Source organism: Carnobacterium sp. (genome assembly GCF_032094055.1).
Lineage (GTDB): Bacteria > Bacillota > Bacilli > Lactobacillales > Carnobacteriaceae > Carnobacterium_A.
The window spans coordinates 5,100-6,182 of the sequence record NZ_DAMDAK010000029.1 but is presented as its reverse complement, the minus strand read 5'-3'; the positions used below and the strand labels follow the sequence as shown (position 1 = coordinate 6,182).

The following is a 1,083-nucleotide window of genomic DNA, read 5'->3' as shown; positions in this document are numbered from 1 at the left end:
TTTGGGAAATGGGATGCCAAGCGAAAAAGTCTGACGGGAATCAAGATACTCGGGACAGCTTCTGCAGATCAAGATGGTGGGGATTTCGAATCTATTTACCGTACAAATAAAGGGATCAAACAAAAAACACTGTTCGATTTGGTCACAAAAGCGTATCAAGAATACCACGAGCTGATACCGGAAACGCTGCCGGATTTTTTAAGAAAGAAGTACCGACTGGTTTCTCACCAAGCCGCAATTTATGGAATGCATTTTCCTGCAACAGAAGAACAAACGAGACAAGCTAGAAGAGAAGTCATTTTTGAAGAGTTTTTATTGTATCAGCTTAAATTACAAAGTTTACGAAAAAAACAAACAGCAAGCGGACACGGTACGCAAATTAAGTACGATGTAGCAGATTTACGCCGCTTTATAAAAACACTACCTTTTGAATTAACTATGGCCCAAAAAAGAGTCGTTAATGAAATTTGTAATGATTTAAAAGAAGCAAGGCATATGCACCGATTATTACAAGGAGATGTGGGCAGTGGAAAAACAATTGTAGCGGCTATTGCATTATTTGCTGCTGCCAATGCAGGGTACCAATCGGCATTGATGATTCCAACTGAGATTCTAGCTGAACAACATATGGAAAGTTTAAGCCAATTATTTGATCCTTTAGAAGTTCGAATAGCCTTATTGACAGGTTCAACCAAAGCAAAAGAGCGGCGTATGATTTTAGAAGAATTGGCTACTGGGCAGTTAGATGTTATCATTGGTACTCATGCGTTGATTCAAGAAGATGTTCATTTTGCAAATCTAGGATTAGTGATTACAGACGAGCAACATCGTTTTGGGGTAAATCAAAGAAAAACGTTACGCAGCAAAGGCAAAGAACCTGATGTTTTATTCATGACCGCAACGCCTATACCCAGGACATTAGCCATCACAACTTATGGTGAAATGGATGTTTCCGTTATTGATGAACTGCCTGCTGGACGTATTCCTATTGAAACGATATGGACGAGACCTAAGAATTTTGAGGGAACCTTAGAATTCATAGAACGACAATTACAAGTAGGTTCACAAGCCTATGTAATTTGT

The 1,083-nt window shown here is 39.1% G+C and carries 1 protein-coding gene; it reads left to right on the top strand.

All coding sequences use genetic code 11. The features are described from left to right. Positions 1 to 1,083: DEAD/DEAH box helicase (locus tag RT405_RS06150; protein ID WP_313468450.1), on the top strand; the 1,083-nt coding region annotated here is incomplete at both ends.